Below are 23,180 nucleotides of genomic sequence, written 5' to 3'. Positions count from 1 at the left end.
TGGCCGGATAAGCGCGAGGTTATCCGGCCCGCATGGTTAGCTGCGCTTGCGTAAAATGTCGTTTTCCCAGGCGCGCACGTTTTCCAGCCACTGGTAGCCCGCCGGAACGTCATGGCGCTGACAGTACATCTCCCAGACCGCCTGCCACGGCAGGGATTTTTGCTCTTCCAGCAGCGCCAGGCGGGCGGTGTAATCGCCGCTGGCTTCCAACTGGCGCAGCTGCGCCGTCGGCTCCAGCAGGGCGCGCAGCAGCGCTTTTTTCATGTTGCGGGTGCCGATAACCCACGCCGCGATGCGGTTAATAGAGGCGTCGAAGAAGTCGAGGCCGATGTGCACGCGGTCAAACAGGCCGTGGCGCACGATCTCGCTGGCGATGGCCTGGGTTTCATCGTCCAGCAGCACCACGTGATCGCTGTCCCAGCGCACCGGGCGGCTGACGTGCAGCAGCAGGCGCGGCACGTAGAGCATGACGGCGGAGATCTTGTCAGAGATCGCCTCGGTCGGGTGGAAGTGGCCCGCGTCCAGGCACAGCGCGGTCTGGCGGCTGGTGGCGTAGCCCATGTAGAACTCACTGGAGCCGACGGTGTAGCTTTCGGCACCGATGCCGAACAGCTTGCTCTCCACCGCATCGATGTGGTGCGCCGGGTCGAGCTTCTCGCTGATGACCTCGTCCAGCGCCGCCAGCAGGCGCTGGCGCGGGGCCAGGCGGTCCACGGTGATATCCTTCATGCCGTCCGGGATCCAGATGTTCATAACCGACGGGGTGCCCAACTGCTCGCCGAAGTACGCCGAGACGCGGCGGCTGGCCTTGCAGTGGTCGATCCAGAACTGACGAATGCTGTCGTCGGCGTGCGAGAGGGTGAAACCGTCGGCGCTCAGCGGATGTGAGAAGCAGGACGGGTTGAAGTCGAGGCCCAGCCGCTGCTGCTTCGCCCACTCGACCCAGTTTTTAAAGTGCTTCGGCTCGATCTGGTTGCGGGGGACCGGCGTGTCGGACTCCAGATAGATAGCGTGCAGATTCAGGCGCTTCGGCCCCGGGATCAGGCTCAGGGCCAGCTCCAGGTCGGCACGGAGCTCGTCGGCGTTGCGCGCCTTGCCCGGATAGTTGCCGGTGGCCTGAATGCCGCCGGTCAGCGAACCTTGCGGATTTTCGAACCCGGCGACGTCATCGCCCTGCCAGCAGTGCATCGATACCGGCAGACGATCGAGCTGGCGCAGCGCCTCCTCGACGTCGATGCCTGCCGCGGCAAAGCGCTGTTTCGCCAGTTCCCAGGCCTGTTCTAGTTGAGTGGTCATGCGCAAAGCTCCTTTGTCTGTGGTGTGGACTGCAGCTGTGCCCGGTAGCGGGCAATTTCACTGTCAGGGTTGGGGATAAACGTCGTCAGGCCGTCGTTTCCGACTACCGTCTGGCGGAAGTCGTCGACGCTGTCCAGCTCGTCCAGGGCCATCAGCTGAATGCCGATATTGCCGAGGGTGGAGGCTTCAACGGGACCGGCGATGACACGGATCCCGCAGGCGTCGGCGCACAGCTGGTTAAGCAGCGCGTTCTGGCAGCCGCCGCCGACGATGTGCAGCTGACTGAAGGCCTCGTTACGCACCTGCGCCAGCTCCTGTAGCACCTCGGCATAGAGCAGCGCGAGGCTGTCAAAAATGCAGCGCGCCAGCTCGGCGTCGCTGTCGGGCGCGGGCTGGCCGGTCTCACGGCAGGCGGCCTGGATCTCCGCGCACATGTTGTCCGGGTTAATAAAGCGGTCGCTGTTAGGATTGATCAGGAACCGGCAGGCCGGCAGCGCGGCGGTATCGGCGATAAGGGCCGGCAGATTGGCCACCTGCCGCTCTTTCAGCACGCGCTGGAGGAGCCATAGTCCCATAATGTTTTTCAACACCCGATAGCGCCCCTCGGCACCGCCTTCGTTGGTGATATTGGCCGCCAGCGCCGCGCTGCTGGTCCACGGCATCCGGCTTTCAAAGCCCATCAGCGACCAGGTGCCGGAGGAGAGCCAGGCGCTTTTATGATCCCGTAGCGGCACGGCGATGACCGCGCTGGCGGTATCGTGGCTGGCGACGGCCACCACCGGGATGCGGTTTTTCTGCGGGCAGATCCAGTGGCCGATGATATTGCCAGGATGGGTGGGGCGGCCGAACCAGGCCCTCTTCGCGCCGCTCCACGCCAGCAGGCTATCGTCCCAGTCGTCGGTATTGATATTGACCATCTGGGTGGTGGTGGCGTTGGTGTATTCCCAGTTCATTTCGCCGGTCAGGCGGTAGCTGAAGTAGTCGGGGATCAGCAGGGCGTGGGCGACCTGCGGGGCCAGCTCCGGCTGCTGCGCGATCTGCGCTTTCAGCTGATAAAGGGTATTAAAAGGCAAAAACTGGATGCCGCTGCGCTGCCAGATATCGTCCCTGCCGGGCCGATCCAGCGCCTGCTGCATGATGCCGGCGGTGCGGCCGTCGCGGTAGGAAACCGGCAGGCCGACGCGGCGGCCGCGCTTGTCGAGTAGCACGTAGTCCACGCCCCAGGTGTCGATACCGATGCTATCAATGCGGATACCTTCGTCACAGACTTTCGCCAGCCCAAGGCGGATAGCCTCTTCCAGAGCGTCAAGATCCCAGCAGTCGAAACCGCCCTTTTTTTGCAGGCCGTTTACAAAGCGGTGGATTTCACGCAGCGTCAGCGAACGGCGTTCTCTGTCGTAGCGTGCCAGCATCACGCGCCCGCTGGAGGCACCGAGATCGACGGCAACACAATGGCGAACAGTCATAACGAGATCCTTCTGAGTTTCATTACGCCCAGTCTATGAATCCCGGCGACGCGACGCCTTTTTATGACTGACAGGTGAAATTCGCCGCTGGCAAGAGAGCAAAGGTGAACGTGATAGCGTTCACACTTCCCTGTAAAAACGCCCTTTGCGACGGATGTGACAGCCGCCGCATTTCGCGAACTTTGCCGCCGTTTCTTGAAAAATTGCCCCTTTTTGCCTGCTTTAACGTCAAAAATTTAAGGTGGCGGACAAGGGGCTTAATTACTATTTCTGTCTCGTTCACCACATCAACGCTTTCAGGCCGCGTCTGAATAACCCACCCGGCGGGAAAATTTACATCGCCGCAGGCGACCCTCAGGATGAGGCCAACGGGTAAAGGAACGGTCTGAAAGAGACGTGTCAGCATTCAGGAAGCCATTATGACCGTATTGCACAGCGTGGATTTTTTTCCGTCAGGTAGCGCGCCGGTGGCCATTGAACCCCGGCTTCCTCAGCCTGCTTTTCCTGAACATCACCATGATTTTCATGAGATCGTCATTGTTGAACACGGCACCGGTATTCACGTGTTTAACGGGCAGCCGTACGCCATCAGCGGCGGTACGGTGTGCTTTGTGCGCGATCATGACCGGCATCTGTATGAACATACCGATAACCTGTGTCTGACCAACGTGCTCTATCGATCGCCGGATGCTTTTCGCTTCCTTGCCGGGCTGCAGCAGCTGCTGCCGCAGGAGCAGGACGGCATTTATCCCTGCCACTGGCGGGTGAACCAGGGCGTGCTGCAGCAGGTGCGGCAGCTGGTGGCGCAGCTGGAACAGAGCGATAGCGAAATGGATATGCCTGCGATAGCGAACCGCGAGATCCTGTTTATGCAGCTGCTGGTGCTGCTGCGCCGCAGCAGCATGATGGAGGGGGACGTGAATAACAACGTCCGGCTTAATCAGCTGATGGCGTGGCTGGAAGAGCACTATGCCGAAGAGGTGTGCTGGGAGACGATAGCCGGGCGCTTTTCGCTGTCGCTGCGCACTCTGCATCGCCAGCTGAAGCAGCAAACCGGCCTGACCCCGCAGCGCTATCTGAACCGCCTGCGCCTGATCAAAGCCCGCCACTTGCTGCGACACAGCGACGACAGCGTGACGGAGATCGCCTATCGCTGCGGTTTTGGCGACAGTAACCACTTTTCAACCCTGTTTCGCCGGGAATTCTCCTGGTCACCGCGCGATATTCGCCAGGGGCGCGACGTGTCGCTTCAGTAACGCGAAAGCAGTCGACGTTTTTCGCCGACGAATTACTGATAATGCAACCCGGCTAGTGTTTGAGGTAAAGCGGTGACGAATCAGTTAGTTCTGCTGAAAAAAGACTTTTTTACGAATGACGATCAGGCCGTAGCCGTAGCCGATCGCTATCCGCAAAACGTCTTTGCCGAGCATACCCACGAATTTTGCGAGCTGGTGCTGGTCTGGCGCGGCAACGGGCTGCACGTGCTTAACGATCGCCCTTACCGCATTATCCGCGGCGACCTGTTCTATATTCGCGCTGAAGATCGGCACTCTTACACCTCGGTTAACGATCTGGTCCTGCAAAATATTATTTACTGCCCGGATCGGCTGAAGTTGAACTACGACTGGGAGAGCGCTATTCCGGGCTTTTGCGGCGACGAACGGCGGCCCCACTGGCGGATCGGCAGCGGCGGCATAGCCCTGGTCCGGCAGACCATCGGCCTGCTTGAGCTGGAAAGTGGGCGCAGCGATGCGCAGGCGAATCCCATGGCCGAGCTGCTGTTCGGCCAGCTGGTGACGCTGCTGCAGCGCCACCGCTACGCCATTGATACGCCGCCGGCGACCACCAGCGAAACCCTGCTCGATAAGCTGATCGCCGCGCTGGCGGGCAGCCTTGAACGGCCGTTCGCGCTGGACGTATTTTGCCGACGGGAGGCGTGCAGCGAGCGGGTGCTGCGCCAGCAGTTTCGTAGCCAGACCGGAATGACCATCAACCAGTATCAGCGCCAGGTGCGCATCTGCCACGCCCAGTACCTGCTCCAGCACAGCAGGCTGATGGTCAGCGAAATTTCCATGCGCTGCGGCTTTGAGGACAGTAACTATTTTTCGGTGGTGTTCACGCGGGAAACCGGGATGACGCCCAGCCAGTGGCGTCTACTCCGTTGCCGCGGCGATTAGCTCGCCATGCCCATGCCGACGATGTTGGCGGCAAGGATGATCACCACGCAGCCCAGGCTCAGTACGCTGACGGGACGCCGTCCGGCGTTGTTCCACTCCTTAAGCACCAGGCCGACGATGCCGCCGCACAGCACGTAAAAGCTCATGTGCAGCATCCAGCTGATGTAGTCATACTGCGCCGGAATGCGCGCGTGCCCCCAGGCGTAAAAGAAGAACTGCAGATACCACATCAGGCCGCCCAGCGCGGAGAGCAGCACGTTGCTGACGAGCAGCGATCGGGCCAGCGAGAAGTCGGCTTTTACCGACAGATTTTGCACTTTTGCCAGACGAATAAAGCAGAAACCGAGGTTGACCAGCGCGCCGCCGCCCATAATTACCACGTAGCTCGGCAGGGCCACGTACAGCGGATCGACGCCCAGCGCCGCGGCGGCGTCGTGCATCGGCTTTGCGGCATTCATTGCGAAGGACATGCCGGCGGAGAAGACACCGCACATCACCGCCAGCAGCAGCCCCTTCTTCAGGTTAAACTCTTCGGCCCTGATGCCCATTTTGCGTTCTTTAAGCTGCCCGGCGCGGGTCACTATGCCGACGCCGATCAGCGCCACCAGCACGCCGAGCAGCGTCATGCGCCCGCCGCGGGTGTAGAGCAGAACGTCCACGTTGCCGTTGATGATGGGCGTCATCAGCGTACCGACAATCAGCGTAATGCCGATGGCGATACCGATGCCCATCGACATACCGAGATAGCGCATGGTCAGCCCGTAGTTGATGTTGCCGATCCCCCACATGGCCCCGAACAGAAAAACGGGTAGCAGGGTGGAAAGGCTGAAGGAGCTGAAGTAGCCCCAGAAATCCGGCAGTAGCACGGTGCTGATGGTCCAGGGGAGGATCAGCCACGAGACAATCCCGCCGACCGACCACATCGTTTCCCAGGACCACTGTTTGACCTGTTTAAACGGGGCATAAAAACAGGCTGCGCTGGCCGCCCCGATCAAATGCCAGAAAATCCCCATCGTAATCGCGTTACTCATGACTTTATCCTCATCGTTTTATCGTCGGTTAGATCCTCCCGACGTGATGAGTGTAAAAATTGCGCAGGTGATTAACCTTGTGACGGTTGCCGTTGTTTCGTCCCTGATGGCAATTATCGCGTTAAGTGGGTGATTAGGCTCACATATCTGGCCATGAAGAGAAAAATAATAACCCTATAAAAAATGCGGCATTCAGAATCATTTTCAATATCATTTAATTAACTATAATGAACCAAATGCTTACGCGGCGTTAACAAGAGCCGCCCGACAATAATGGAGATGAATATGAGCTATACACTGCCATCCCTGCCGTACGCTTACGATGCCCTGGAACCCCACTTTGATAAGCAGACGATGGAAATTCACCACACCAAACACCATCAGACCTACGTTAACAACGCCAACGCGGCGCTGGAAAGCCTGCCAGAGCTGGCTGACCTGCCGGTTGAAGAGCTGATCGCGAAGCTGGATCAGGTGCCGGCGGACAAAAAAACCGTCCTGCGCAACAACGCGGGCGGTCACGCTAACCACAGCCTGTTCTGGAAAGGCCTGAAGAAAGGCACCACCCTGCAGGGCGATCTGAAAGCCGCCATCGAACGCGATTTCGGTTCCGTTGAGAAATTTAAAGAAGAATTTGAGAAAGCGGCCGCCACCCGCTTTGGCTCCGGCTGGGCATGGCTGGTGCTGAAGGGCGACAAGCTGGCGGTTGTCTCCACCGCGAACCAGGATTCCCCGCTGATGGGTGAAGCCATCTCCGGCGCTTCCGGCTTCCCGATCCTCGGCCTCGACGTATGGGAGCACGCCTACTATCTGAAATTCCAGAACCGCCGCCCCGACTACATTAAAGCATTCTGGGAGGTGGTGAACTGGGACGAGGCTGCCGCACGCTTCGCTGCGCATCAGGAATAACCAGACCTTACGGTTCGCGCCTTGCCCCGAGCCTGACCTTACGCAGTTCCAGCCCCGTCGGCGTTGTCGATGGGGTTTTTTTGTGATCTGAATCAAAGCAAAAACAATGATCCATTTAAAATGAAACATTGTTTTAATTTGTGCTGTGGATCACTTTTATCACTCCCGTGAATGTTAATCTTCATCCCATTAACCCTGATGCTCCATCAAAAGAGAGGGCATCAGCCGATAAAAAATTTGCCATTTTTATGGCTGCAGGTGATGGATATGCAGATTAAACGCACTATAGAAAAAATCCCCGGTGGCATGATGCTTGTTCCACTGTTCCTGGGCGCGCTGTGCCACACCTTCTCCCCCGGCGCGGGCGCTTATTTCGGGTCCTTTACCAACGGCATAATCACCGGCACGGTGCCGATCCTCGCCGTGTGGTTCTTCTGTATGGGCGCGTCGATTAAGCTCAGCGCCACGGGCACCGTGCTGCGCAAGTCCGGGACGCTGGTGATAACGAAGATCGTCGTGGCGTGGGTGGTGGCGGCCGTTACGTCGCGCCTTCTGCCGGCGCACGGCGTCGAGGCCGGATTCTTCGCCGGGCTGTCCACGCTGGCGCTGGTGGCCTCTATGGATATGACCAACGGCGGACTGTACGCCTCTATCATGCAGCAGTACGGCACGAAAGAAGAGGCCGGCGCGTTTGTTCTGATGTCGCTGGAGTCCGGCCCGCTGATGACCATGATTATTCTGGGCACCGCCGGGATCGCCTCCTTTGAGCCGCACGTGTTCGTCGGCGCGGTGCTGCCGTTCCTGGTGGGCTTTGCGCTGGGGAATCTTGACCCTGAGCTGCGCGACTTCTTCAGCAGGGCGGTGCAGACGCTGATTCCGTTCTTCGCCTTCGCGCTGGGTAACACCATCGATCTGAGCGTCATCGCCCGGACCGGCCTGCTGGGGATCCTGCTGGGCGTGGCGGTGATTATTATTACCGGCGTTCCGCTTATTATTGCCGATAAGCTGATTGGCGGCGGCGATGGTACGGCGGGCATTGCCGCCTCCAGCTCCGCCGGCGCGGCCGTGGCCACCCCGGTGCTGATCGCGGAAATGGTGCCCGCCTTTAAGCCGATGGCTCCCGCGGCCACCTCGCTGGTGGCGACCTCGGTGATTGTGACCTCTGTTCTGGTGCCGATTATCACCTCCATCTGGTCGCGGCGGGCGAAAGCGAAGGCGGCGGAAATGGATATCCGCGGCGCGGTGAAATAATCCTGACAGCCGGATGGCTCTGCGCCATCCGGCATTTTCTTTTATCCTTTCGTTAAAAACAGCTCATCGATTGCCTGACGCTGGCTTTCGTTCAGCGCGCCCCCCGCGTTACGAGAAACCCCGGTACAGTAGCCAAACTTCCGCGATACCACGGTTTTAATGGTGGTGACAAAATCCTCGCCGATGGCGTAAATCGCCATGCCGGTGCCGATCTGCTGCTGAATATCCCGCAGCGCCTGCAAATCACCCTGCTTAAACGCTTCGCGCGCGCGGACAAACAGCTCCGGCACGACGTTGTTCAGCCCGGAGATAATCCCCGCGCCGCCCGCCAGCAGGTTGGGTATGTAATATTCGTCATAGCCGGAGAGGACCGCGAAGTCGTCGCGAACCGCCCGGGTGGCCAGGATCATGCTGCGGGTGTGGGACTGGCAGTCAACGGTATCTTTGACCCCGGTAAACTGAGGGAACTCGGCGGCGAGGGTGGCGACCAGCTCCGGGGATAAATCGCAGCCGGTTCGCGCCGGGAAGTTGTAGACCAGCCATTTTCCCTCCAGCTGTTCGCCCAGCTGGCGGAAATAGCTGAGAAGCTGCTTTGGCGTCTGGCCGTAGTAGTACGGCGGCAGGATCATCACCGCATCGTAGCCCGCCCGGTGGGCCTCCCGGGCCATCAGCAGCACATCGCTGGCGCAGGTTGAGGAGACGTTGGCGACCATCTTCAGCGGGCTCATGGCGCGCGCTTCGCGGATGAGCATCAGCCGCTCCTCCAGGCTAAGAGAGGCGAACTCTCCGATGCTGCCCATCAGCAAAATGACATCAATGTTCGCCGCGGTCAGACGCTGGAAATGTTGGCTCAGGCCGTTAAGGTCGATTTTGCCGTTGTGATCCATTGGCGTAATGGAGGGGCACCAGACGCCAGCAAAGTGCGATTGTATCGTCATGTAGCAGACTCCTTATTGTGAAATGGCGTTTCAAAAACATCTACATTGATAGCATGTGGCGCACCGCGCCAGGTGAACCGCGCTCTCATTTTGAATAGTCTGGGTAAAATAATTAGGGTGTAATAAACAAAACAGAGTGAGGAAGAGACAGATGCAATATCCGGTTGCGGTATTCAGGGGCAAGGTAGTGGATTATGCGGGGAGCCGCCCCAGCGCGATAGCCAAAAGGCAGGTTGAAGGTGAACTGATGCTTACCGGGCTGGGACTGGAAGGCGATGAGCAGGCGGAGAAGCGCTATCACGGCGGGCCGGACCGCGCGCTGTGCCACTATCCCCGCGAACATTATCTGCACTGGGCGCAGGCGCTTCCGGCGCTGGCGGAGCGCTTTGTCGCCCCCGCCTTTGGCGAAAATCTCTCCACCCACGGCCTGACCGAAGAGAACGTGTTTATTGGCGATATCTTTCGCTGGGGCGGGGCGCTGATTCAGGTCTCTCAGCCGCGCTCCCCGTGCTTTAAGCTCAACTTTCACTTTGGGGTGGAGGATATGGCGAGTCGGATGCAGGAGGCCGGCAGGACCGGCTGGTTGTATAGCGTTATTGCGCCGGGAGCGGTGTCGACGGAAGCGCCGCTGGAGCTGGTATCCCGGGTCAGCGACGTCAGCGTGCGGGAAGCTATCGCCATCGCCTGGCATATGCCGTTTGACGACGAGCAGATCCACCGCCTGCTGTCGGCGGCGGGACTGTCAAAAAGCTGGGTCCGAACGATGCAAAACCGGCGGCTGAGCGGCAGAATTGAGGATTATTCACGGCGTTTGTGGGGAAAATAGCCCCGCGGGCCGGACGGGCGAACGCCCCGTCCGACGCGGCGGGGGAGCTATGAGCGCTTATATAGCGGCAGCCAGACGATCAGCCGCAGGCCGCCCAGCGGGCTGTCTTCGGCCTTCACCCAGCCCCGGTGCTGCTGAATGGCGGTTTCGACAATCGCCAGGCCCAGGCCGGTGCCGCCCGATTCGCGATCGCGCGCTTCGTCGGTGCGATAGAACGGACGGAAAATCTGCGCTCTGTCCTCAGGGCTGACGCCCGGCCCGTCGTCGTCGACGGTAATGGTGATCCCCTCTTTATCCACCGCGAAACCCACCTCAATGGTGGTATGGGAGTAGCGCAGGGCGTTGCGGACGATATTCTCCAGCGCGCTTTCCAGCGCGTTTGGGTTGCCGTACAGCGGCCACGGCCCCGGCGGGAAGTTAACCGTCAGCGATTTGCCCATCTGTTCCGCTTCAAACGCGGCGTTATCCAGCACTTCGCGCCACAGCTGGTTAGCCTTCATCGTTTCGCTTACCAGCGCGTTTTTCTGCTGGTTGCGCGACATCACCAGCAGATCGTTGATCATGCTGTCCAGGCGCTGTGCCTCGGTCTCAATGCGCTCCAGCTCTTTACTTTCGCCGCTGCGGCGGCGCAGCAGCGCGGTGCCCAGCTGCAGGCGGGTGAGCGGCGTGCGCAGCTCGTGAGAGATGTCCGACAGCAGGCGCTGCTGGCTGGTCATCATCCGCTCCAGGGCGGTCACCATCTGGTTAAAGCTGGCACCAGCCGCAAGAAACTCCTGCGGGCCGGCTTCCAGCTCCGGATGCTGGCGCAGGTTTCCCTGAGCCACTTCGTCCGCCGCGTTTTTTAGCTTGCGCGCCGGTTTGGCGAGACTCCAGGCCAGCCATAGCAGCAGAGGGGAGCTTACCAGCATGGTGACGATCAGCAACAGCAGGGGACGATCGAACAGCAGGTTGATGAAATCGGATTGGGAGCTGCTGGCCGGTCGGATCAGATAGAGCTGGTAGTTATCTTCTCCGTCCCTGACGGAGAACGGCCCCACCATCTCGACCCGTCCATATTTCTTTTTCTGCGGATGATCGGCGTTATCCGCCTGACCAATAAAGTTGCGAATGATCTGCATTTCGCTGCGTTCAGCGCCGATCACTCGCCCTTCGGTGGTTACCAGCAGCAGCCGCTGTCCGGGCGGTGCCCACTTATCAATCGCGCGAAACAGGCGACGCCACCACATTAAATCGTTGGGGGGATCGTTCGCCAGTTCGGCTTCCACATGTTGTTCAATCATTAACCCCTGGCGCTGTTCGCTATCCAGCAGCTCGGTCATTTGACGCGAATCGAGCTTGGGCAGCATCAGCACCAGCATCAGCACCAGCGCCAGCGTTAGCCAGAAAATGGCGAAGATGCGCGCGGTCAGGCTTCCTATCATGAAGCGGAAACCATCAGATAGCCGCGGCCGCGCAGGGTTTTAAACCACGGATGGCCATCCTGGCGCTCCGGCAGCTTACGGCGCAGGTTAGAAATATGCATGTCGATGGCGCGGTCAAAGGGCGTCAGCCGCTTGCCCAGCACTTCCTGGCTCAAATGCTCCCGTGAAACCACCTGGCCGAGATGCTGCGCCAGTAGATAGAGCAGAGTGAACTCGGTGCCGGTCAGTTCGAGGATCTGGCCGGCGAAGCTGGCTTCCTGGCGGCCCGGATTGAGGCTCAGGGCGTCAACTTCGAGGGTCGGCGAGCCGCCGCTGTCGCTGTTCTGCTGCTGTTCGCTCCAGTGGGAGCGGCGCAGGATCGCGCGGATACGCGCCACCAGTTCGCGATCGTTGAACGGTTTGGGTAAATAATCATCTGCGCCCAGCTCAAGGCCGAGGACGCGATCCAGCTCGCTGCCGCGGGCAGTAAGCATAATGACGGGAGTCTGGTGTGTCTGGCGAAGCGCTTTTAACGTATCGATACCGTTCTTCTTTGGCATCATCACGTCAAGCAAAAGGAGATCGATGCTGTCGTCCAGAAGGTCAAGCGCTTGTTCGCCGTCATGGGCAACCAGCACGTTAAAGCCCTCCATTTCGAGAAGCTCTTTTAACAGGGACGTCAGCTCGCGATCGTCATCAACTAACAGGATTTTATTCATTGTTTACGTACCTCCGGGGCAGAAATTACGTCATCGTGCGCTGCTATTCCATGACTTTACGTTGTTTTACACCCCCTGACGCATGTTTGCAGCCCGAATCGTAGACTGGCTCTCGTTGAATCGCGACAGAGAAGATTTTGGGAGCAAATGATGCGCAAAGTTACCACTGTCGTCATGGCCTCAACCCTGGCACTCAGTTCGCTAAGCCACGCTGCGGAAGCCGTTACCGGCGATAGCTGGCATCCGGCTGAAGGATCTGCTCAGCGCAACACGCAGAGCCATATGTTCGACGGTATAAGTTTAACAGAGCATCAACGACAGCAGATGCGGGATCTGATGCAGCAGGCAAGACACGAACAGCCTCCTGTCAATGTTAGCGAAGTGGAGACAATGCACCGCCTTGTCACCGCAGAAAAATTTGATGAAAGCGCCGTGCGCGCTCAGGCAGAAAAAATGGCGCAGGAGCAGGTTGCCCGCCAGGTCGAAATGGCCCGGGTTCGCAACCAGATGTATCGCCTGTTAACGCCCGAGCAGCAGGCGGTTTTGAACCAGAAACATCAGCAACGAATGGAGCAGCTGCGCAGCGTGACGCAGTGGCAAAAAAGTTCATCGCTGAAGCTATTGAGCAGTAGCAGCTCACGTACCCAGTAACAAACCCTGTTTTCCTTGCCATAGACACCATCCCTGTCTTCCCCCCACATGATGTGGGGGTTTTTTTTCAACGACTTACAAACTTTTCAGGCCAATTTTACCGTCCACACTGTCCACACTTCCGTTTCAGGCGGTTTCAGGCAGTCCCGAAACGGAAAAATGTGTCCACATGTGGACGGAATGATCAGACTCCCAGCCCCCCTTTCAGCGGATTCAGCGCGGGATCTCATAAGTGTTTAAAAACAGAAAGCCGCAGCTGGCGCGGGTTTGCGGGGAACTGTACGAACTGGCGCAACTGAAATATTTTGCACAGATCTATACGTCATTGGCGTACGGTGTAAGTAAGATTATTACGTTAATGGTGTAAGTCAATGGCGTATAGTAAAACCCCGCAACTAACTGCTGCGGGGTTTCTGGTCGATGTGGACGTTTTGTGGACGGAAATTACAAGAAATAACTATTTTTATCAGTGGCTTACCGGTTAAAAACAACGCCACCCCTGTCTTCCCCCATGATGTGGGGATTGTTTATCCGTTTTTTATTTACATCCTGATAAAACAGCACATTGCGAAACAGGCCAGCGCCCGGGCGGCGATACAACGCGCCGGTGTGGACGCGGTGTGGACATTTCAGCGCAGAGCTACCTGTCCTGCGGAGAAGCGTCCCGCCAGCCGCGGCGCTCAGGAGGTCGGCGGTAAATCCCTGCCGCCGTACGGTGGCCTGCAGCGCCTGATTCTGGAGAGCGCGAGCCTCCATCCCCTGACAAAACCATATCTGCGCAGGCATGAAATGGCATAGGCTGAGCAGGAGGGCGCGTATCTGCATCGTTGACGCACTGAGTCAGGGGCGAAAGTCCGGTAAAGAAAAATGGCTCTGATGCTTAGCCACGCCAGCATTTATACCTCCTGGCGAAACGTGATGACGTAATAGTTAACCGGCCCCACCTGTTTCCCACCGAAGATGCTGCCGCATCCGGGCTGCTCCTGCACGCCGATGCTGTCAATACGCTGGAACTCCCAGCCCTCCAGCGCCATCTCATTGACGACCTCTTCCAGATACTCGGCCGCCGCGTTATTTTTATTCACTTTCCTTGCATTAACCACGATGTTCGGCGGAATTTGCACCATTTTGTACTTATACATAGCTGTCTCCGTGAGTATTTACAGAATCGATCCAGAAAAAAGAAAGCAAAATCGCCAGAGGGGGATCGTTCCGGCCGCGAATAATACGCCCTTTATTAGGCTGTGTCCCTTAACCGTTGGTGAGCGTCGCTGGTGGTCATTCAGGCCCGGGGCAAGGCGCGAGCCGTAAGGTCTGGTTATTCCAGATGCGCGGCAGCGGGCCTGAATGGCCCCAGCCCTGTGGGACGCGAGCCACACGTATTCTGCGTTGTCGGGCTTGGACGTCGTTCACTACGTTCTGCGCCCTCCGGTATAAAAAGAGAAGGGGTAAACAGAGCGGAGGCCAGAGTCGAAATCTGTGATTTCCCCTTCCGGGGAAGGGTTTTTTACCCTGAAATTGTCATCTTTTTCTTCGCTAACTGTTTAATGAGGTCCGTTATACTACGGCCATGTTATACAGGAGCATTTATGAATCAGACCTACGGGCGGCTGGTCAACCGGGCGGCCATCGCGGCGACGGTAATGGCCTCGCTGTTACTTTTGATTAAAATTTTTGCATGGTGGTACACCGGATCGGTCAGTATTCTGGCGGCGCTGGTGGATTCGCTGGTGGATATTGCCGCCTCGTTAACCAATCTGCTGGTGGTGCGCTATTCTCTACAGCCGGCGGACGAAAATCACACCTTTGGCCACGGCAAGGCGGAGTCGCTGGCGGCGCTGGCACAAAGCATGTTTATCTCTGGTTCGGCGCTGTTCCTGTTTTTGACCAGCATTCCGAATCTGATTAAACCTGCGCCGATGACCGATCCGGGGGTAGGGGTTGTAGTCACCGTTATTGCCCTGATATCAACCCTTATCCTTGTGACGTTTCAGCGCTGGGTGGTTCGCAGAACGCAAAGCCAGGCGGTGCGGGCGGATATGCTGCATTATCAGTCCGATGTTCTGATGAACGGCGCTATTCTCGTCGCCCTTGGCCTGGCCTGGTACGGCTGGCACCGCGCCGACGCGCTGTTTGCGCTGGGGATCGGCGTCTATATTCTATACAGCGCGCTGCGCATGGGGTATGAGGCGGTACAGGCGCTGCTGGACCGCGCCCTGCCCGATGAGGAGCGAAAGGAAATCATTGATATCGTGACGTCATGGCCGGGTGTTAGCGGCGCTCACGATCTCCGCACGCGGCAGTCAGGGCCAACCCGCTTTATTCAAATTCATCTGGAAATGGAAGATAACCTGCCGCTTGTGGAGGCGCATTTAGTGGCCGAGCAGGTGGAGCAGGCCATTCTGCGGCGCTTCCCGGGATCGGATGTCATTATTCATCAGGATCCCTGTTCGGTTGTCCCCAGGGAAGGCAAACGTTTTGAGCTGTTATCGTGAAGGTAAAAAAGTGAGCCAGACGAGTATTTCGTGTATAAATTACCGCCATACAGGCTGACCTGAATCAATTCAGCTTGATGCGGTTGTTATACTATCTGAATATCGTTGGCTCGTTTCGACCAGGCGGGATCGGCTTCCGGCGACAGATTTCAATGTGCATTCCTAAGTTCAGAGGTAGTCATGATTAAGAAAATCGGTGTGTTGACAAGCGGCGGTGATGCGCCGGGCATGAACGCAGCAATCCGTGGTGTTGTACGCTCAGCGCTGACGGAAGGACTGGAAGTCATGGGCATTTATGATGGTTACCAGGGACTGTATGAAGATCGCATGGTTCAGCTTGACCGTTACAGCGTTTCCGACATGATCAACCGTGGCGGCACCTTCCTCGGCTCCGCCCGTTTCCCGGAATTCCGCGAAGAAAGCATTCGCGCCGTGGCTATCGAAAACCTGAAAAAACGCGGTATCGACGCGCTGGTGGTGATTGGCGGCGACGGTTCCTATATGGGGGCGAAACGTTTAACCGAGATGGGCTTCCCCTGCATCGGCCTGCCGGGCACCATTGATAACGATATTAAAGGCACCGACTACACTATCGGCTACTTCACCGCGCTGGGCACGGTGGTGGAAGCGATTGACCGCCTGCGCGACACCTCCTCTTCCCACCAGCGTATCTCTATCGTTGAAGTGATGGGGCGCTACTGCGGCGATCTGACCCTGGCGGCGGCGATCGCCGGCGGTTGTGAGTTCATTGTACTGCCGGAGGTAGACTTCAGCCGGGACGATCTGGTGTCGGAAATTAAAGCCGGAATTGCAAAGGGTAAAAAGCACGCCATCGTGGCCATCACCGAACATATGTGCAACGTTGACGAGCTGGCGCGCTACATCGAAGCAGAAACCGGGCGTGAAACCCGTTCCACCGTGCTTGGTCATATTCAGCGCGGCGGCTCGCCGGTGCCGTACGACCGTATTCTGGCCTCCCGCATGGGTGCTTACGCCATCGAGCTGCTGCTGGAAGGCTTCGGCGGCCGCTGCGTTGGTATTCAGAATGAAAAGCTGGTGCACCACGACATCATCGACGCGATTGAAAATATGAAGCGTCCGTTCAAGGGCGACTGGCTGGAATGTGCGAAAAAGCTGTACTGATATTTCGCCGTACCCGCTCCCCGACTATCTGTTGTTCTTCCCGTGCCGGACAGGTTAACGTTTGCCCTCCGGCGCATTCCCCGACTATTTATTCCCTTCAGCTATAACCAATCTTTTTATATTCTTTAAAGTTTTTAAAGATTTCTGCCACCCTTGGCCCATCACAACACAACACAACAGAAGAGAGCGGGCGATGAAAAAATGGAGCGTGGGATTAACGCTGTTGCTGGCCTCCAGCGGCGTTCTGGCAAAAGATATTCAGCTGCTTAACGTGTCGTACGATCCGACGCGCGAGCTGTACGAGCAGTATAATAAAGCGTTCAGCGCGCACTGGCTGCAGGAGACGGGGGATCGGGTCGTTATCCGTCAGTCTCACGGCGGTTCGGGCAAGCAGGCCACCTCGGTGATCAACGGTATCGAGGCCGACGTGGTGACCCTGGCGCTGGCCTGGGACGTGGACGCTATCGCCGAACGTGGGCGTATCGCCAAAAACTGGATCAAGCGCCTGCCGGACAACTCTGCGCCCTATACCTCCACCATCGTTTTCCTGGTGCGCAAGGGCAATCCAAAACAGATCCACGACTGGAACGACCTGATTAAGCCGGGCGTCTCGGTGATTACCCCGAATCCTAAAAGCTCGGGCGGCGCGCGCTGGAACTACCTGGCGGCCTGGGGCTACGCTCTGCATCACAACAACAACGACCAGGCAAAGGCGCAGGAGTTCGTAAAAGCGCTGTATAAGAACGTTGAGGTGCTCGACTCCGGTGCCCGCGGCTCAACCAATACTTTTGTGGAGCGTGGGATCGGCGATGTGCTGATCGCCTGGGAAAACGAAGCGCTGCTGGCGATCAATGCTCTGGGTAAGGATAAATTTGAGGTGGTTACGCCGGGCGAATCTATCCTGGCGGAGCCGACCGTTTCGGTGGTGGATAAAGTGGTTGAGAAGAAGGGCACCGAAGCGGTTGCGCAGGCCTATCTGAAGTATCTCTACTCCCCGGAAGGCCAGGCGATCGCGGCGAAAAACTACTATCGTCCGCGCGACGCGCAGGTGGCGAAAAGATATGAAAAGACTTTCCCGAAGCTGAAGCTTTTCACCATCGACGAGGTTTTCGGCGGCTGGGCGAAGGCGCAGAAAGCGCATTTCTCTAACGGCGGCACCTTCGATCAAATCAGCAAACGCTGAAAACGGACAGAAAGATTAGCCTGGCAAATGTTGCTGGGCTTTTTTATTGGCCGGCGTTTTGCGTTATTCTGGTGGCCACTTGCACTACAGGGAAGAGATGATGAAAAAAACAGGCTACCTTTTACTGGCGGCGGTGATGACCATTGCCGCAGCTGGCTTCGGCTATTGGATCTTTACCGGCAATCCGGATGCGCTGCGTAACATTGCCCTTGAGCAATGTCTGCCGAATCAGCTGCAGCACCAGCAGCCCGCGCCGTGCCTCAGGGTTGACGTGAGTGCCGGGTACGTCCTCTTTAAAGATCGTAACGGCCCTCTGCAATATCTGCTGATGCCCACCCGGCGGATCAACGGCACGGAGAGCCCGCTGCTGATGGAGCCAGGCACGCCCAACTTTTTCTGGCAGGCCTGGCAGGCGCGCGGGGCGATGAGCCAGAAGGCGGGGACGACGATCCCGGACAGCGCTGTCTCACTGGCGATCAATTCGCGAACCGGGCGGTCGCAAAACCATTTTCATATCCATATTTCCTGCTTACGTCCGGACGTGCGGGCGCAGCTGGACGCCAGCGCGGCGCAAATTACCTCCCGCTGGCTGCCATTGCCGGGGGGCCTGCGCGGACATCCGTATCTGGCACGCCGCGTCACCGAAAGCGAACTGGCGCAGCGTAGCCCGTTTATCATGCTGGCGGAGGCGCTGCCCGACGCCCGCGAGCATATGGGCGGCTATGGACTGGCGATGGCGCAGCAACAAGACGGCACCTTTGTACTGCTGGCGACCCGGCGCAATCTGCTGGCCCTTAACCGCGCCTCGGCTGAGGAAATTCAGGATCATCAGTGCGGCATTCTCCGGTAGCCCTGCCGTAACGGCTGTTTACTCCATCCGTCAGCCCCCGTATGCTTGTTGAAAAAAACAACAGGAGACAGGTATGTCACTCTGGCTTTCGCATCCTCTGTTTATTCCTTCACTGATCGTCGGCGTCATTATTGTGCTCTGGGCAACCTCGCTGCTGCCGGAATTTATTACCGCACTGCTCTTTTTTGCCGCGGCGATGGTGGCGAAGATCGCCCCGGCGGAGACGATCTTCGGCGGCTTTGCCTCATCGGCGTTCTGGCTGGTGTTCAGCGGCTTCGTGCTGGGCGTGGCCATCAGGAAAACGGGGCTGGCGGACCGGGCGGCGAGCGCCCTGTCGTCAAGGCTGACCGACTCCTGGCCGCTGATGGTGGCGAGCGTGGTGCTGCTTAGCTATGCGCTGGCCTTCGTTATGCCCTCCAATATGGGACGCATTGCGCTGCTGATGCCGATCGTCGCGGCGATGGCGAAACGCGCCGGTATCGATGAAGGCTCGCGCGGCTGGTACGGGCTGGCGCTGGCGGTAGGGTTCGGTACCTTTCAGCTCTCCGCCACCATTCTGCCCGCTAACGTGCCCAATCTGGTATTGAGCGGCACGGCGGAAGGGGCTTACGGCATTCATCTCGCCTACCTGCCATACCTGCTGCTGCATACGCCGGTTCTGGCCTGGCTTAAGGGGCTGATTCTGATCGGCTTAATCTGCTGGCTGTTTCCCGGTAAACCCCATCCGCCCCGCGACCTGACGCTGCCTGCGCCGATGAGCCGCGCCGAAAAGCGCCTGGCCTGGATGCTGGCGGTCGTGCTGGTGATGTGGGTGAGCGAAAGCTGGCACGGCATTGGCCCGGCGTGGATCGGGCTGGCGGCGGCGGTGATTACGCTGCTGCCGCGCGTGGGCTTTATCAGCGGCGAAGAGTTTTCCACCGGCGTGAATATTCGCACCTGTATTTACGTGGCGGGCATTCTGGGGCTGGCGATTACCGTGACGCAGACCGGTATCGGCAGCGCCGTCGGCGAAGCGCTGCTGCGGGTCGTTCCGCTGGACCCGGACCGGCCCTTCGCCAGCTTCCTGGCGCTAACCGGTATTACCACCGCGCTCAACTTTATTATGACCGCCAACGGCGTGCCCGCGCTCTACACTACGCTGGCGCAAAGTTTTTCTGACGCCACCGGCTTTCCGCTGCTGACGGTGATGATGATTCAGGTGCTGGGCTACTCGACGCCGCTGCTGCCGTATCAGGCGTCGCCGATCGTGGTGGCGATGGCGTTAGGCAAGGTGCCGGCGCGGGCGGGCTTGCTGCTGTGCCTGGCGGTAGCCCTGGCCACCTATCTGCTGCTGCTGCCGCTGGACTATCTGTGGTATCAGCTGTTGGGAAAATTATAACGATAAGGGGGTAATGCATTCAGAGAAGCTGTTTTTATGCCGCTCGCGGCGTACCCTCACCGGCGGCGTTGGTGAACGCCGCGCGTACCCTTACCCGATGGAATTTCAAGGATTGACATATGGACAGATTAACCCCGGTTCGACGCTGGCCCGCCCTTATATCGATCGCCATTACCCTGACTATCTGGTTTGTCATCCCGACGCCCGTTGACGTTACGCCTGAGGCCTGGCGTTTACTGGCGCTGTTTATTGGCACCATTGTGGCGATTATTGGTAAAGCCATGCCCATTGGCGCAATCGCTATCGTGGCCATTATGCTGGTGGCGATGACCGGCGTCACCCATCCCGGCAATTCCGCTGCGGCCCTTAAAGATGCGTTGAGCGGTTTCTCTAATCCGCTGATTTGGCTGATTGGCCTGTCGATTATGCTGTCACAGAGCCTGCTTAAGACGGGCCTGGGGGCGCGTATTGGCTATGGATTTATCGCGCTGTTTGGTAAAAGAACGCTGGGTATCGCCTGGGCTTTGACCCTGGCGGAAACGCTAATCGCGCCCGTTACGCCCAGCAATACCGCGCGCGGCGGCGGTATTATCCATCCCATTGTGCGGGCCATCGCGGAAAGCCTTGGCTCGCAGCCGGGAAACCGCGAGAACGGCTCGACGGGGCGCTACCTGGCGCTGGTTAATTACAACATTAATCCCATCACCTCGGCGATGTTCATTACCGCTACCGCGCCAAATCCGCTGATCGTCACCTTTCTGGCCAAAGGCACCGATGGGGTGCTGCAAATGAGCTGGGGGATGTGGGCCGTTGCCGCCTGTCTGCCGGCCGTGGTATCGCTGCTGGTGATGCCGATCGTCATCGCCTGGCTCTATCCGCCCGCCATCACCCGGACGCCGGACGCCCCGCGCTTTGCCCGGCAAAAGCTGGAGGCGCTTGGCCCTCTGGCGCTTGCTGAAAAGATTACCCTCGCGGTGTTCCTGCTGCTGCTGTGCCTGTGGGCCGGCGTACCGGCCATGCTTCTGGGCAGCGGCTGGAGCGTTAATCCGACCAGCGCCGCGCTGATTGGGCTGTCGATTCTGCTGCTGACGGGGGTGTTAAGCTGGGAGGATATCCTTAAATGTCGCGGTGCCTGGGATACCGTCGTCTGGTTTGCCGCGCTGGTGATGATGGCTAATTTTCTGAGCAAGCTGGGCCTGGTCGGCTGGCTGGCGACGGGGGTGGGCGGGGCCATTAACCACCTCGGCGTTCACTGGAGCGTGGCGACGCTGCTGCTGATCCTGCTTTACGTCTACTCACACTACTTTTTTGCCAGCACTACCGCGCATATCACCGCCATGTTCTCTGCCTTCTTCGTAGCGGGCCTGGGGTTAGGCGCGCCTCCCGCGCTTCTGGGGATGATGCTTGGCTTCTCGTCTTCGCTGATGATGTCGCTGACCCATTACGGCACCGGCACCGCGCCGATTATTTTCGGCTCCGGCTACGCCACCCTGGCGGAGTGGTGGAAAACGGGGCTGGTGATGAGCGTGGTTAACCTGACGATCTGGGGCGTGACCGGCGCATTCTGGTGGCGCTGGCTGGGGTACTGGTAGGATAGACGAGGGGTAACGGCTCCCTCCTCCGTGGTCTCAATAGGGGGCAAAATGGCCCGGTCTATACTACACCCCCAGGCCTGAAGCGCGATCGCGCTGTTCTGCGCCCACGACCTTAACGACGCGCCTCTGGCTCAGCGCGCCATTAACGAGGGCCGCTTACGCCCGCTTAGCCGCTTCCGCCGCCTTAACGATAACGGCGAAGGCGTCCGCCTTCAGAGAGGCACCGCCAACCAGCGCGCCGTCGATGTCCGGCTGAGCGAACAGCTCCGCCGCGTTGGAAGCGTTAACGGAACCGCCGTACTGGATAATGACCTGCTGTGCGATTTTCGCATCAGCTTTGGCGATGTGATCGCGGATAAACTTGTGTACCGCCTGGGCCTGCGCCGGGGTGGCAGATTTACCGGTGCCGATGGCCCATACCGGCTCGTAGGCGATAACCACGCCTTCGAACGCCGCCGCGCCCTGGGTTTTCAGCACCGCGTCGATCTGGCGGGCGCACACTTCTTCCGTTTTACCCGCTTCGTTTTCCGCTTCGGTTTCGCCGATGCACAGCACCGGAGTCAGCCCCTGCTCTTTCAGCACGGCGAATTTTTTGGCGATAAGCTCGTCGGACTCTTTGTGATAAGTGCGACGCTCGGAGTGGCCGATAATAATGTACTGTGCGCCGATATCCTTCAGCATCTCCGCGGAGGTTTCACCGGTAAATGCGCCGGACAGGTTCAGATCCACGTTCTGCGCGCCGAGAATAATATGGCTGCCGGCAGCGGCGTGTTTCGCCATATCGATATACATTTCCGGCGGCGCGATCGCCACGGCGCAGCCCGCAACGCCGGCCAGTTCTTTACGCAGGTTGGCCACCAGCTCGTTTACCATGTGGCGGCTGCCGTTCAGTTTCCAGTTACCCATCACTAAAGGATGTCGCATTTTCATTCTCCACGCTTGTCAGCGGTTAAGGAATTTGGCCGCCCGGCAGGGCAGCATGATTTGTGAAACAGTATATACCCGTCAAACTTCTGGCTGCATGTAGGTTGATTTTTGGTGACTCACCTCATCCATGAGATTTGCCCTGACGGGCCACCCGGTCTCTTGCCTCAGGGCCAGCTGTACGGCTGTTCGAAATGCTTTGCCTTTGGTTATGCAGCCCAAATCATTTAGGGCGACGCTACGTTACAGGCGGGTCTTGCCGGTCATCTGTTGGTGCTTTTAAGACCCTCTGCCAGCGTTAGCTTAATCGGTTCAACCGCGAAGGTCAGCCCTTTTTCGCCGTTGTCCGCCACCACGTAGCGCACCGCGCCGTCGGTTTCGGCGTAATAGCGCTTACCTTTACCCGCAGCGAGCAGCTGCTGCAGCTTTTGCTGGCTTTGCTCCGGGGTCAACAGCGGAACGATGGTACGAATCGTCGCCGCCATATATTGCTGTGCTTTGGCCTTTGCCGCTTTCTGAGCCGGGCCCTGAATCGGTAGCCAGGTGATTTGCATACTTTTAATTTTTAACGTGCCGCGCTCCAGCGCCGTGGAGGCGTACAGGTTTTCATTAATTTTACTGGCGGCCCGGGTGATCCTGGCCTTATCACGGCTGCTGCCGATAGCGCGAAACTCATTCAGCGTAAGCCGGGGATTGAGCATGTTAAAGTTTTCACGAAACTGGCTGATGGAGAGATCGAAGGTGGGAGAGCCCGTCAGCAGATAAGGTGCCGTGGTTGTTGAAGTCGACCCGTCCGCCTGCGCCGCTTTGCCTGCGGCTAGTGCAGAAAAGAGTAGTAAAAATAGTGTGCATCCTGGCTTCATCAATCTCACCTTTCGTTGTGACTGCTCACGATTAAAACGATAACCGTCGGGCTTGTCAAAAGGGTAAACTGTTTGTCACAGCTAT

At 58.4% G+C, this 23,180-nt stretch carries 23 protein-coding genes; 12 read left to right on the top strand and 11 right to left on the bottom strand.

The features are described from left to right. Positions 1-36 precede the first annotated feature (36 nt). From rhaA to GJV78_RS12170, 3 genes are all read right to left on the bottom strand, one after another. Positions 37-1,296, bottom strand: coding sequence for an L-rhamnose isomerase (gene rhaA / locus GJV78_RS12180; protein WP_155108608.1), 1,260 nt, complete (start codon positions 1,294-1,296; stop codon positions 37-39). Then, positions 1,293-2,762, bottom strand: coding sequence for a rhamnulokinase (gene rhaB, locus GJV78_RS12175; RefSeq protein ID WP_155108607.1), 1,470 nt, complete (start codon positions 2,760-2,762; stop codon positions 1,293-1,295). Before rhaB ends, rhaA begins: the two co-directional genes overlap by 4 nt. Before the next feature lie 61 nt (positions 2,763-2,823). Beyond that, positions 2,824-3,168, bottom strand: a complete 345-nt coding sequence (locus tag GJV78_RS12170) for a hypothetical protein (RefSeq protein ID WP_155108606.1) — start codon at positions 3,166-3,168, stop codon at positions 2,824-2,826. Between the two features lie 13 nt (positions 3,169-3,181). On the opposite strand from GJV78_RS12170, the gene rhaS reads away from it, so the two are divergent. Both rhaS and rhaR read left to right on the top strand, forming a co-directional pair. Next, positions 3,182-4,018, top strand: coding sequence for an HTH-type transcriptional activator RhaS (gene rhaS / locus GJV78_RS12165; protein ID WP_155108605.1), 837 nt, complete (start codon positions 3,182-3,184; stop codon positions 4,016-4,018). Positions 4,019-4,090: 72 nt separating this feature from the next. After that, positions 4,091-4,939 (top strand): HTH-type transcriptional activator RhaR, encoded by an 849-nt coding sequence (rhaR, locus tag GJV78_RS12160; RefSeq protein ID WP_167519530.1) that lies wholly within the window; start codon positions 4,091-4,093, stop codon positions 4,937-4,939. On the opposite strand, the gene rhaT is transcribed toward rhaR, so the two are convergent. Beyond that, the gene (rhaT, locus tag GJV78_RS12155; protein WP_155108604.1) at positions 4,936-5,970 is read right to left on the bottom strand and encodes an L-rhamnose/proton symporter RhaT; all 1,035 of its coding nucleotides are present in this window, start codon (positions 5,968-5,970) and stop codon (positions 4,936-4,938) included. The two genes, rhaR and rhaT, sit on opposite strands and share 4 nt — an antisense overlap. 285 nt (positions 5,971-6,255) lie before the next feature. Between rhaT and sodA the strand changes: the two genes are divergently transcribed. Both sodA and kdgT read left to right on the top strand, forming a co-directional pair. Continuing rightward, on the top strand, positions 6,256-6,879 hold the full coding sequence (sodA, locus tag GJV78_RS12150) for a superoxide dismutase [Mn] (RefSeq protein WP_155108603.1): 624 nt from the start codon (positions 6,256-6,258) through the stop codon (positions 6,877-6,879). 267 nt (positions 6,880-7,146) lie between these two features. After that, complete coding sequence (gene kdgT / locus GJV78_RS12145) at positions 7,147-8,130, top strand: 2-keto-3-deoxygluconate transporter (protein WP_155108602.1); 984 nt, start codon at positions 7,147-7,149, stop codon at positions 8,128-8,130. Between the two features lie 41 nt (positions 8,131-8,171). Here the strand turns inward: kdgT and GJV78_RS12140 are convergent, their stop codons facing one another. After that, positions 8,172-9,068, bottom strand: coding sequence for a dihydrodipicolinate synthase family protein (locus tag GJV78_RS12140; RefSeq protein ID WP_155108601.1), 897 nt, complete (start codon positions 9,066-9,068; stop codon positions 8,172-8,174). A gap of 151 nt (positions 9,069-9,219) precedes the next feature. Between GJV78_RS12140 and yiiM the strand changes: the two genes are divergently transcribed. Further along, positions 9,220-9,894, top strand: a complete 675-nt coding sequence (gene yiiM, locus GJV78_RS12135; protein ID WP_155108600.1) for a 6-hydroxyaminopurine reductase — start codon at positions 9,220-9,222, stop codon at positions 9,892-9,894. A gap of 47 nt (positions 9,895-9,941) precedes the next feature. On the opposite strand, the gene cpxA is transcribed toward yiiM, so the two are convergent. Beyond that, on the bottom strand, positions 9,942-11,315 hold the full coding sequence (cpxA, locus tag GJV78_RS12130; RefSeq protein ID WP_155108599.1) for an envelope stress sensor histidine kinase CpxA: 1,374 nt from the start codon (positions 11,313-11,315) through the stop codon (positions 9,942-9,944). After that, entirely contained in the window at positions 11,312-12,013 is a 702-nt protein-coding gene (cpxR, locus tag GJV78_RS12125; RefSeq protein WP_155108598.1) for an envelope stress response regulator transcription factor CpxR, read from the bottom strand. Before cpxR ends, cpxA begins: the two co-directional genes overlap by 4 nt. 150 nt (positions 12,014-12,163) lie before the next feature. On the opposite strand from cpxR, the gene cpxP reads away from it, so the two are divergent. Further along, positions 12,164-12,664, top strand: coding sequence for a cell-envelope stress modulator CpxP (gene cpxP, locus GJV78_RS12120; protein WP_155108644.1), 501 nt, complete (start codon positions 12,164-12,166; stop codon positions 12,662-12,664). Between the two features lie 680 nt (positions 12,665-13,344). On the opposite strand, the gene yidD is transcribed toward cpxP, so the two are convergent. Further along, entirely contained in the window at positions 13,345-13,560 is a 216-nt protein-coding gene (yidD, locus tag GJV78_RS24010; protein ID WP_209439249.1) for a membrane protein insertion efficiency factor YidD, read from the bottom strand. Then, positions 13,561-13,806, bottom strand: a complete 246-nt coding sequence (locus GJV78_RS12110) for a DUF4177 domain-containing protein (protein WP_155108597.1) — start codon at positions 13,804-13,806, stop codon at positions 13,561-13,563. Between the two features lie 447 nt (positions 13,807-14,253). Here GJV78_RS12110 and fieF point away from each other — a divergent pair, with 447 nt between their 5' ends. The 6 genes from fieF to GJV78_RS12080 all read left to right on the top strand — a co-directional run bounded on the left by fieF (position 14,254) and on the right by GJV78_RS12080 (position 21,305). Then, positions 14,254-15,159 carry a CDF family cation-efflux transporter FieF gene (gene fieF / locus GJV78_RS12105; protein WP_155108596.1) on the top strand — a complete coding sequence of 302 codons (906 nt, stop codon included), beginning with the start codon at positions 14,254-14,256 and terminating at the stop codon, positions 15,157-15,159. A gap of 180 nt (positions 15,160-15,339) precedes the next feature. Next, positions 15,340-16,302: a 6-phosphofructokinase gene (pfkA, locus tag GJV78_RS12100; RefSeq protein ID WP_155108595.1), complete on the top strand. Its 963-nt coding sequence runs from the start codon at positions 15,340-15,342 to the stop codon at positions 16,300-16,302. 193 nt (positions 16,303-16,495) lie between these two features. Continuing rightward, positions 16,496-17,485 (top strand): sulfate ABC transporter substrate-binding protein, encoded by a 990-nt coding sequence (locus tag GJV78_RS12095; protein WP_155108594.1) that lies wholly within the window; start codon positions 16,496-16,498, stop codon positions 17,483-17,485. A gap of 100 nt (positions 17,486-17,585) precedes the next feature. Beyond that, entirely contained in the window at positions 17,586-18,335 is a 750-nt protein-coding gene (locus GJV78_RS12090) for a CDP-diacylglycerol diphosphatase (RefSeq protein WP_155108642.1), read from the top strand. Between the two features lie 73 nt (positions 18,336-18,408). Continuing rightward, positions 18,409-19,713 carry an SLC13 family permease gene (locus GJV78_RS12085; protein ID WP_155108593.1) on the top strand — a complete coding sequence of 435 codons (1,305 nt, stop codon included), beginning with the start codon at positions 18,409-18,411 and terminating at the stop codon, positions 19,711-19,713. A 119-nt stretch (positions 19,714-19,832) separates the two neighbouring features. Next, positions 19,833-21,305: a DASS family sodium-coupled anion symporter gene (locus tag GJV78_RS12080; protein ID WP_155108592.1), complete on the top strand. Its 1,473-nt coding sequence runs from the start codon at positions 19,833-19,835 to the stop codon at positions 21,303-21,305. A gap of 159 nt (positions 21,306-21,464) precedes the next feature. Here GJV78_RS12080 and tpiA read toward each other — a convergent pair whose 3' ends face one another. Further along, entirely contained in the window at positions 21,465-22,232 is a 768-nt protein-coding gene (tpiA, locus tag GJV78_RS12075) for a triose-phosphate isomerase (RefSeq protein WP_155108591.1), read from the bottom strand. 263 nt (positions 22,233-22,495) lie between these two features. Then, positions 22,496-23,095: a DUF1454 family protein gene (locus tag GJV78_RS12070; RefSeq protein ID WP_155108590.1), complete on the bottom strand. Its 600-nt coding sequence runs from the start codon at positions 23,093-23,095 to the stop codon at positions 22,496-22,498. Positions 23,096-23,180: the final 85 nt, after the last annotated feature.

The organism is Intestinirhabdus alba (assembly GCF_009711095.1).
GTDB classification, from domain to species: domain Bacteria; phylum Pseudomonadota; class Gammaproteobacteria; order Enterobacterales; family Enterobacteriaceae; genus Intestinirhabdus; species Intestinirhabdus alba.
The sequence above is the reverse complement of the archived record's forward strand: the minus strand, read 5'-3'. Positions and strand labels throughout refer to the sequence as shown.